The organism is Compostibacillus humi (assembly GCF_014637175.1).
Lineage (GTDB): Bacteria > Bacillota > Bacilli > Bacillales > Amphibacillaceae > Oceanobacillus > Oceanobacillus humi.
In genome coordinates this window covers 1-9,250 of sequence record NZ_BMEV01000087.1, presented here as the reverse complement: position 1 = coordinate 9,250, position 9,250 = coordinate 1, and the positions used below count along the sequence as shown (strand labels likewise).

9 protein-coding genes are annotated in these 9,250 nt (G+C 43.6%); 5 read left to right on the top strand and 4 right to left on the bottom strand.

The annotated features are described in order from the left end of the window. From IEV18_RS15520 to IEV18_RS15505, 4 genes are all read right to left on the bottom strand, one after another. Positions 1 to 424, bottom strand: a 424-nt coding sequence (locus tag IEV18_RS15520; protein ID WP_373281952.1) for a reverse transcriptase domain-containing protein, incomplete at its 3' end; no start/stop codon positions are given. A 582-nt stretch (positions 425 to 1,006) separates the two neighbouring features. Then, a complete protein-coding gene (locus IEV18_RS15515; RefSeq protein WP_188393295.1) occupies positions 1,007 to 1,429 on the bottom strand; it encodes a DUF3887 domain-containing protein in 423 nt (140 codons plus the stop codon). A 72-nt stretch (positions 1,430 to 1,501) separates the two neighbouring features. Beyond that, positions 1,502 to 2,380, bottom strand: coding sequence for a dipicolinate synthase subunit DpsA (dpsA, locus tag IEV18_RS15510; RefSeq protein WP_229733684.1), 879 nt, complete (start codon positions 2,378 to 2,380; stop codon positions 1,502 to 1,504). Positions 2,381 to 2,841: 461 nt separating this feature from the next. Next, positions 2,842 to 4,803 carry an acetate--CoA ligase gene (locus tag IEV18_RS15505; RefSeq protein ID WP_188393293.1) on the bottom strand — a complete coding sequence of 654 codons (1,962 nt, stop codon included), beginning with the start codon at positions 4,801 to 4,803 and terminating at the stop codon, positions 2,842 to 2,844. Between the two features lie 233 nt (positions 4,804 to 5,036). Here IEV18_RS15505 and IEV18_RS15500 point away from each other — a divergent pair, with 233 nt between their 5' ends. From IEV18_RS15500 to IEV18_RS15480, 5 genes are all read left to right on the top strand, one after another. After that, complete coding sequence (locus IEV18_RS15500) at positions 5,037 to 6,650, top strand: M20/M25/M40 family metallo-hydrolase (RefSeq protein ID WP_188393292.1); 1,614 nt, start codon at positions 5,037 to 5,039, stop codon at positions 6,648 to 6,650. A gap of 99 nt (positions 6,651 to 6,749) precedes the next feature. After that, positions 6,750 to 6,899 carry a hypothetical protein gene (locus IEV18_RS15495; protein WP_188393291.1) on the top strand — a complete coding sequence of 50 codons (150 nt, stop codon included), beginning with the start codon at positions 6,750 to 6,752 and terminating at the stop codon, positions 6,897 to 6,899. Further along, on the top strand, positions 6,863 to 7,399 hold the full coding sequence (gene ectA / locus IEV18_RS15490; protein WP_188393296.1) for a diaminobutyrate acetyltransferase: 537 nt from the start codon (positions 6,863 to 6,865) through the stop codon (positions 7,397 to 7,399). Before IEV18_RS15495 ends, ectA begins: the two co-directional genes overlap by 37 nt. An 11-nt stretch (positions 7,400 to 7,410) precedes the next feature. Beyond that, positions 7,411 to 8,685, top strand: coding sequence for a diaminobutyrate--2-oxoglutarate transaminase (gene ectB, locus IEV18_RS15485; protein WP_188393290.1), 1,275 nt, complete (start codon positions 7,411 to 7,413; stop codon positions 8,683 to 8,685). Between the two features lie 32 nt (positions 8,686 to 8,717). Continuing rightward, entirely contained in the window at positions 8,718 to 9,104 is a 387-nt protein-coding gene (locus IEV18_RS15480) for an ectoine synthase (protein ID WP_188393289.1), read from the top strand. Positions 9,105 to 9,250 lie beyond the last annotated feature (146 nt).

The following is a 9,250-nucleotide window of genomic DNA, read 5'->3' as shown; positions in this document are numbered from 1 at the left end:
CGAAGAATTTCTCCAAATCCATATCTACTACCCAGCGATATCCTTCTTTTATATAAGCTCTAGCCTGTTTGACCGCGGTATGTGCCCTCCTGTTCGGACGGAATCCGTAACTGAACTCCGAGAATGCTGGGTCAAATACCAACGTTAATTGTTGGGCGATGGCTTGTTGGATGAAACGGTCTGTTACCGTAGGGATACCTAACTTCCTAATTCCACCGGTTGGTTTCGGGATTTCGACTCGACGGACTGGTTTTGGTTGATAGGTACCCGACCTTATTTGGGTAAGGATGGCTGTCCAATTTTCTACCAAATGGTTCCGCAGGTCTTTTGTGGTCATTTGGTCGACACCTTGACTTCCTTTATTCTCTTCCACTCGTTTGATTGCTTGTAAAAGATTCGGTCGTGCCAGAATCCGTTCCATCATCAAATATTTCCTCCTGCGTGAATCATCATTCTTCTTGTGCCATCCCATTCTCCACCCTCTTTAAGTCTCCCACGGGATTCACCGTTTCCTCCTTAAAGTAGGTTGTTATCTTTTCTGCTTCCTCAAACGGGATGAACGCCTAGACGTGATTCTTCATAATCGGTTCAGTCCTTCCCTACTTCCTTGAGTAAAGTAGGTACTATGACCTCTGCTGACGCCTGTTGTTCAACAACCCTTCACAAAGTTGCTTACCGTGAGCGCACGGCATTCCAACAGGTTCTCCCCGGGTAAGAGTACAGACTTTCCTTCCACATCCCCGCCTCATTTACTCTGTAATACCTTTGGCAGTAAGAACTTTGTCTTGTTTGGCAGACTCATTCAATATTACCTAGCCTTATATGAGGTTCGTGTTCCTCGGGGCGGAAGTTTGCCGCCGCCTTCCTTCAGACTTGACGGTCACCCCCATGCCCTTGTCTTAAGCTACAGCTACTACTGCCTTCACTGTTCGGGACTTTCACCCTATAGTCTGCACCCATGCCGGGCACACCAAAAAAATCAAGTAAGATTTCTCTTACTTGATTTTTAATTTTCCGTTGGCTCCAATATGTAAAATCCGGCAATACGTTCATCCTGATCCAACGTAACTTGAAAGATGACGTTCCCCTTTTCAAAATTTCCTTCCAAGAGGACGGTTTCGTATTCATCACTGACTTTTTCCGTTTTTTGATACTGTTGCTTTTGAAAAGGGCCGAATTCTTTTTCCAAGGAGGACCAGACGTTTTCCAATTCCTTAGCAGGCAAATCTTCCTTCATCGTCTCGTCGAAATATTCGGTTGCCTTGTCAAATTGTCCTTCGCTAAGAAACATAATAAATTCTTCTGCGAACACGATATTTGCTTCCTGTTCGGAGGATTCCTGAAAAGAATCGTGTTCTTCTTCTCCGCCGCATCCGGAAAGCGCCAATATTCCGAGAAGAATTGACAAAATGAAGTGTAAATAACGCATTGTAACCTCCTGCAACAAAATAGTTTCTTTGTTATTGTTGCCGGTTCCAATCGCTTTTACACTGAAAATATTTTATCTGGATTCCGCTTGCTGTTCTCGAAGCAAATGCAACAGAACTTTGCCGATAATTTGCCCTGCCGTTTTCGGTGCTGTTTTTCCCGGAAGACCAAGGGCATGGATTGCCTTTATCCCAAGTTTTTCAGCAATATGAAAGTCTGTTCCTCCCGGTTTAGATGCTAAGTCGATAATGACCGGATCTTTTTTCATCTTGTTTATAATATTTTCGGTTATGACGAGAGCAGGGACAGTGTTAATAAAAAGATCCATTTCTCCTGCGAAGGCTTCCAGTTCATCAAAAGATATAGGTGTCATTCCTAATTCGGTTAATCGGGCAAAATGTGCCGATTTTCGAGCTGCCACCGTTACATTGGCTCCAACTTGGTAAAACAGGCGGGCAACCGTTTGTCCGACCCGGCCAAAGCCAATAACAGCAACCTTTGCTCCGTGAATGGTTGTATCCGTTTCATCTATCGCAATTTTTAATGTCGCTTCAGCAGTTGGAATTGAATTATAAATTGCCAGGTCATCCCGATGAAATAAACATACTAGCTGCCGCTTCGTTTCTGCTGCTAATGTTTCTAAATATTCATTGGCTACTCCAGTATAAATAACACAATGATTCGACGTTTTTCGCAGCCATTTTTCTGTCAAATAGATTTCTTGCCTAGTCTCCATCGTCTCCACTTTTCCGTCCTGGTCTGTACCTTGAACTGGCAGCAGTATGGCATCAATTTTTTCCATTGGCGCCTTCTCCATATCCGATGCGATAATGTTCGGTTTAGACTGAGGCAATGAGTCGTATCCGGTCACATACACCATCATGCCATGTTCCGCCAAAAGCTGAATGACTTCTATATACCTGGCGTCGCCACCCAAGATGAAAACGTTCATTTTATCTGCTCCTTTTGTCATTATTAATAGACACTTTCATACATTTTATTAAACTATTGAATAACGCTTTTCCACAAGGATACAAGCTGGTTGAAAATATAGTGAATTCAGGAAATATAATGTACTACTTTATTTTAAGGGAAAAAAGATAGAAAAGGAAGGGACAGTATGTTTGAAAATCAAATGGTATGCCGCTGTGAAAAATCACGATTACATCATATGTATGTGGCGTCAGAAACAGGTATTCATCCATTTGCAGCATGCCAAAAAAATGAAGAGAGGCGATGCCGGATTTATGTAGTGTTACCATTTATTGGGGAAGGGGAGGAGCCTTTCTGCATTGTGCGAAATGTTTTCGCTCCCTGCCAATACTGCAAATTTAGAGGATAGGCTGCAAGTGGCTTGTAACAGGAAGTGCCGGGTTTGGATAACTTTTCATCAAAAAAAGCTAAGCTTTTGGCTTAGCTTTTTAATGGCTGAATTAAATCGTGAATATGGTTTACTGCTTCAGGATTTTCCAGGCCGGTTACGTCGCTGATGACGGACCCTTCAATTATGATTTCCTTTAATAGTCGCCGCATGATTTTGCCGCTCACCGTTTTCGGCAATGTATCGGCAAGGAGAATATATTTCGGTTTGGCGATTTTGCCAATTTGCTGAACTATGCTGGCAGAAATATTTTCTTTAATGTTGTCTGATGCGTCTATTCCATCGGCAAGCCGGGCAAAAACGAGAGGAACTTCGCCTTTAATCGGATCCGGAATGCCGATGACAGCAGCTTCTGCGACGCCTTCACATTCTAATACGGCACTTTCCATTTCCATCGTGCTGAGCCGGTGTCCGGCCACGTTAAAGGCATCATCACTTCGGCCGACAACCCATAGATATCCGTCCTCATCCATTAATGCCAAGTCACTGCAAAAGTAGGCACCGTCAACTTGACTGAAATAGGATTTGAAATACCGTTCACGTTCATTAAATAATGTCCGGCATAACATCGGAAAAGGCTTTTTAATAATCAGATTTCCTAAAGTTCCTCGTTCCACGTCGTTTCCTTCGTCATCGACGATGGCAAACTCGGCTCCCAAAAAGGAAATTCCGGTTGAACCGGGTTTCATCGGCGTAATCCAGGCTGCTCCGGCTAATGGGGAGCCGGCTGTTTCCGTCTGACCCCAGGTGTTATTAATATACACTTTTTTCTTGCCGAGCACTTCATAAGTCCAATACCATGTTTCCGCATCGAAAGGCTCGCCGACTAAAGAAATGACGTCCAAGCAGGATAGGTCATATTTTTCCAGCGGCTCTTTACCTAAACTTTTTAGCATCCGCAGTGCCGTTGGTGCGGTAAACAGTTTGTTTACCCGATATTTTTCAATGAGCTGATAAAAGCGATCTTTTGCCGGATAGTCAATGGCTCCTTCATATATAACTGTCGTAACCCCATTGGCAAGAGCACCAACGATGCCCCATATATGCATTGTCAGCCAGCCTACGTCGGCAGTGCACCAGAAAATGTCATCTTCGTGGTGGTCCATATGATATTTGGCATACACATAATTTTGAATAACAAATGCCATGCCGGAATGGACGACACCCTTTGGTTTTCCTGTTGTCCCGCTCGTATAAAAGACGATTCCCGGTTCGTTCGCTTCCAATCGTTCCGGTTCGCAATGTATGCTTTTTTCCTTCGTCAATTGATGCCACCAGTAGTCTCTGCCTTCCGTCATGGAGATTTCCGTACCTAAACGGCGGACGACAACGACTTTTTCTACGGAAGGGACGTCAGGAACAACGTGATCCACTTTTTCTTTCAGGGGAACGAGTTTTCCGCGGCGTTTTGTGCCGTCGGCGGTGATGATAACTTTCGGCTTAAAGGTTACGAGCCGGTCCTTTAATGATTTCTCTGAGTAGCCGGAAAAAATGGCATTATAAATGGCACCGATTCGGAAACAGGCCAAAATCGCGATAATAGCTTCGGCGAGATTCGGCAGAAAAATAGCTACACAATCTCCTTTTCTAACACCGAAATCACGCAATACGTTGGCAAACCGATTTACTTCTGCCAAGAGCATTGAATAAGTATAAGCTGAGGTGTCTCCATTTTCACCTTCCCAAATTAGTGCGGCCCGATTTCCCGCTCCGTTTTCAATATGCCGGTCGAGCAGGTTAATGGAAGGATTGCTGATTCCGCCAACAAAAAACTGAAAGTCGGGAAGACTGCCAGTCATTGTCTTCTCCCAAGGCTTGTACCATTTCAGTTCCCGGGCAATTCTGTCCCAAAAAGCTTCCGGATTTTTCTTTGATTCGGCTAATAATGAATCGAAGGCTTCCTTACTCCCAATTGTCGTTTTCTTTATTTTTTCCTCCGGCGGATAGATTAGTTCGCTTTTTAATACGGCCTGCTGTATCCCTTGCTCTTGCATATATTTCTCTCCTTTCATCAAGTGATCGTAAGGCAGGGGGGATATTTTAATCTTATTAGTATTATCTGATATTAGAACCTTGTACTAATATTATATACTATGAAACTGGCATTTTGTAAAGCAAGGTACTTTCCGATGAGTATTTGTTTCTTGCTGATTTCGCCTGTCCAATATTTCTAATATTTGGTAAAATTCTTTTAGAAAGCTTACAAATTATAGTGAGGAGAATCACCATGGGAAAGATACGATGGCAAACGCCAATCCAGCTGCGTTCCCTGCTCAATGAACTCGTCAGCTGGAAAAGCGTTACCCTCACCGAAGGGGAGAGACGGTTTCCGTATAAACTCAGAGACTTGCTGCAGACAGTGTCTTATTTTCAAAAGTATGACCAATATATTTCCCTCCATCATGCCGATAAGGGAAGAAAATTTTTAACTGCTCTATATAAGCATCCAAAGGCAGTGAACACTGTTTGCTTAATCAGTCATTTTGATACGGTGAATACTTCTGAATACGGCAAGGTTGAAGCGTTGGCGACAAAGCCAGATCAACTGACAAAGGTTTGGGCAGATTCCGCCAAGGAGTTTCCACCAGAAGCTGCCAGAGATTTACAGTCGGGAAGCTTCATTTTCGGGCGGGGAACGATGGATATGAAAATGGGGCTGGCACTCCATCTGCAATTAATGGAAAAGGCCATTCTTAATCACTGGCCTATCAATCTTTTATTATTAACCGTTCCTGATGAGGAAGTAAATTCATCCGGAATGCGGCATGCAGTCCCCATTTTATTAGACATTCAGAAGAAATATGGGCTTGAATATAAGCTATTTCTAAACAGTGAGCCAGTCTTTTCGATGGACGGGAATAATGATGACTATTTTGTTTACACGGGAACGATCGGGAAAATACTTGCTGCCGCATTGTTTTTCGGCAAAGAAGCCCATGCAGGGGAGCCTCTCCGAGGATTGACTTCCTCATATATGGCATCATGTTTAACTAAAATAATGGAGTGGAACGAAGAATTTCAGGAAAGCCAATTTGGCGAAAAGACGCCTTTGCCGATTACATTGCAGCAGCGGGATATCGATTTGCAATATTCGACGCAAATTCCGTATCGCTCATCTGCGTTATACAATATTTTTCTTATGAAAAGGACACCGGAAGAAGTGATGGACCTGTTCGAGAAAACGGCTAAACGTGCTGCAGTCGAATGCAACGAGCGCTATAGGGGAATTTGCGAAAAGCACGGGGTTTTGCCGGCAGGAGAAGTAAAAGTACTTCGCTATCAGCAGTTATTCGCCTATGCGAAGAATAAATTAGGTGCAGAAGAAGCTGGAAAAATCATTGCTGAAATTCATGCTGCCGGGGAAGGGGATGACCGGGAGAAATCATTGCGTATTGCGGAAAGATTCATGTTTCATTGCCAAGAGCTGGCACCGGCAATCATCATATTATTCGCACCGCCCTATTACCCGGCAGTTAATTGTTCCCATCATCCTTTTATTCAAAAATGTGTCAGCAAAATAACGGAATTGGCCCATACGAAATTTCAGCTGCCGGTAAAACAATGTCACTTTTTTAACGGGATTTGTGATTTAAGCTACGTTCACGGCGAAAGTTCGCAAAGCGGATGGGAAACCTATGAAAAAAACTCCCCACTCTGGCCGGAGAGCTATTACATTCCTTTTCCGGAAATGGCAGCGCTAAAAGCGCCAGTTTTAAACATCGGTCCCTTTGGCAAAGATCCTCATAAACGTACGGAGAGACTGGCGATAAAAAATGCCTTTGAAGAAACACCGGTTTTGCTGGAGGAAGTAATCCGGCTCACATGGGAAGAAGAAGTATAGCCAAAAATAAACTTCACCTAACTTGCAGGTGAAGTTTATTTTGTTATAATTCGTACTATTTGGAATGATTCCGCCGGAATTGTCAAGGAAGTGACGCTATTGCAGACTTATGATAGTTCACTAAAAATTACAGCCGTAAACGACGGTATATCGGTTTTGACGGAAAATCGCATTCCCTTTACGCTAGTTATTGTAGAACGGGAGGTGAAAATATTACTTTACCGAAACTTGCAGAAAAAGCGGCTGTAACTACGGATTACCTTTACCGCAAGCCGAGAAAAGAAGATGGAGCGGCTGTCTGGAACCTCATAAAGCATACTGGAAACCTCGATTTAAATTCTTCCTATAGCTATTTAATGTGGTGTGAAATCTTCTCAGAAACTTCTATCGTTGTTATCCATCGCAAAACAGAACAATTAGTCGGGTTTATTTCGGGATTTATCCATCCGGAGAAGGAGAATACCCTCTTTATTTGGCAAGTAGCTGTCCATGAGTCTGAAAGAGGAAAAAAACTGGGGACAAAAATGCTATTCGAATTGCTGAAAAGAGAATGCTGCCGAGACGTCCGTTTCGTTGAAGCAACCGTTTCACCATCGAATATTCCGTCAAAACGGCTGTTTCTCGGTTTAGCAAGAAAATGCCGGACGAATTGGAAGATAAAGGATTATTTTACATCAGAAGACTTTCCTCAAGAAAATCACGAAGACGAGTTATTGTTCCAAATTGGACCGATAAATATAAATGAATAAAGGATGAGTAGATGTCTGTTGTTTTAAACGAAGAGAAATTAAGCACTTTTCAAAACTATGAATCTGCCGTCAGAAGTTATTGCCGGAGCTGGCCGACGGTGTTTGGCCGGGCAAAAGGATATAAATTGTATGACGAAGATGGCAGGGAATTTATCGACTTTTTTGCCGGTGCCGGTGCGCTCAATTACGGCCATAATCACCCGAAGATGCAGGAAGAAATGGTGAATTATATAAAAAATGACGGAATTATTCATAGCCTTGACATGGGAACGGAGAAAAAACGGAATTTTTTAGAACGGTTTCAACAGATTATTTTAAAACCCCGAAACCTTTCCTATAAGATTATGTTTCCGGGACCGACCGGCACAAATGCTGTGGAAAGCGCCCTGAAAATCGCCAGGAAAGTGACCGGAAGAAAAACGGTGATCCACTTTACCAACGCCTTTCACGGAATGACGATCGGTTCGTTATCGGTGACGGGAAATTCGATGAAACGGCAAGGTGCCGGCGTTCCGCTCCATTATACCGTTACGATGCCCTATGACAACTATTTTCCCGGCGCAAATACTGCGGAATATTTGGAGCAGTTTTTAGAAGACCGGGGAAGCGGAGTGGACCTCCCGGCGGCAGTTATTTTGGAGACAGTCCAAGGGGAAGGCGGGCTGCAAGCGGCACGGGACGAATGGCTGAGAAAAATAGCGGATATTTGCAAACGCTGGGATATGCTGCTCATTATCGATGACGTTCAGGCAGGATGCGGCCGTACTGGAACGTTCTTTAGCTTTGAGCAAGCGAAGATTGAACCGGATATCGTCTGTTTGTCGAAATCAATTAGCGGCAGCGGATTGCCGATGGCCCTCACTTTGATTAAACCGGAGCATGACCGGTGGCAGCCTGGGGAGCATAACGGTACGTTCCGCGGCAACAATTTAGCGTTTATTACAGCTGCCGTCGCTTTGGAATATTGGAAGACCGAGCAATTTTCTATGGAAATTAGGGAAAAAGCAGCTTTAGTCACGAAACGAATTGCAGATATATTGGACAAATATCCTCAATTGCAAGGAGAAGCCAGGGGACGCGGTTTAATGCAAGGAATAGCCATACCTGAAGAAGGACTCGCCCAGAAAATCAGCAAACAGGCTTTTCGCTGCGGCTTAATTTTGGAAACGTCAGGACCGAAGGATGAAGTGCTTAAGTTTTTGCCGCCGCTTATTATTGATAATGAAGGGCTTCATGAAGGACTGGATATCGTAGAACAATGCATGAAATTCGTCCTTTCCAAATAGAGTAGATTAAAAGCATTTCAAGGGGTGATAAAATGATCGTTAAATCACTGGAAGATATAATTGGAACAGAAGACGAAGCGAAAGGGGAAACGTGGGTTAGCAGAAGATTTATTTTAAAAAAGGATAACGTCGGCTTCAGTTTAAATGATACAATCATTAAAGCAGGGACGGAAAGTTTCTTCTGGTATAAAAACCATATTGAAGCAGTGTACTGCATTGAAGGAGAAGGGGAAATCGAAAAAACAGAAACAGGGGAAGTATGGCAAATAAAGCCGGGCACAATGTACTTGCTCAACGAACACGACAAACATAAACTGCGTGCGAAGACACAAATGCGCATGATTTGTGTCTTTAATCCGCCGTTAGTCGGCACGGAAACCCATAATGAAGAAGGATACTATCCTTTATTGACAGAGTAAATTGAGAGGCTGGGTAAATTCCAGCCTCTTTTCTTGGTGTGCCCGGCATGGGTGCAGACTATAGGGTGAAAGTCCCGAACAGTGAAGGCAGTAGTAGCTGTAGCTTAAGACAAGGGCATGGGGGGTGACCGTCATGTCTGAAGGAA

Coding starts and splice junctions, on each gene's coding strand:
- IEV18_RS15515 (WP_188393295.1), bottom strand. CDS start 1,429: ATGCGTTATTTACACTTCATTTTGTCAATTCTTCTCGGAATATTGGCG.
- dpsA (WP_229733684.1), bottom strand. CDS start 2,380: ATGAACGTTTTCATCTTGGGTGGCGACGCCAGGTATATAGAAGTCATT.
- IEV18_RS15505 (WP_188393293.1), bottom strand. CDS start 4,803: ATGCAAGAGCAAGGGATACAGCAGGCCGTATTAAAAAGCGAACTAATC.
- IEV18_RS15500 (WP_188393292.1), top strand. CDS start 5,037: ATGGGAAAGATACGATGGCAAACGCCAATCCAGCTGCGTTCCCTGCTC.
- ectB (WP_188393290.1), top strand. CDS start 7,411: ATGTCTGTTGTTTTAAACGAAGAGAAATTAAGCACTTTTCAAAACTAT.
- IEV18_RS15480 (WP_188393289.1), top strand. CDS start 8,718: ATGATCGTTAAATCACTGGAAGATATAATTGGAACAGAAGACGAAGCG.